The following is a 276-nucleotide window of genomic DNA, read 5'->3' on the forward strand; positions in this document are numbered from 1 at the left end:
CGCAACAGGAATTGTTCATGTGGATGATCTCGTCACCGCCATGATCCAAGCAGCAAAAATTGCCCCATCTGGAGAACACTACATCATTTCAGCAGGAGAACTCACCATTGGGGAAATGTTCGACTTTCTCAGTGAAAAAACGGGAATTAGCACGCCAAAAGAAGCCCCACGCTGGTTAATTCGCTTTTTAGGCAGTGTTTTAACTCCCATTGGACACTTCTTGAACTGGCAACCCCCCCTCAGTCGTGAACGGGTGCATTATATTTATGATCGCTG

Annotated in this window: 1 protein-coding gene; it reads left to right on the forward strand. The window is 46.7% G+C overall.

Going from position 1 to position 276, the window contains the following annotated elements; translation table 11 throughout:
• Positions 1 to 19: 19 nt before the first annotated feature.
• A partial coding sequence (locus tag R0J92_RS22820) for a hypothetical protein (protein WP_411053345.1) occupies positions 20 to 276 on the forward strand: 257 nt, incomplete at its 3' end.

Origin of the sequence: Tritonibacter sp. SIMBA_163 (assembly GCF_046535935.1) — a bacterium.
In the GTDB taxonomy this organism is placed as follows: Bacteria; Pseudomonadota; Alphaproteobacteria; order Rhodobacterales; family Rhodobacteraceae; genus Epibacterium; species Epibacterium scottomollicae.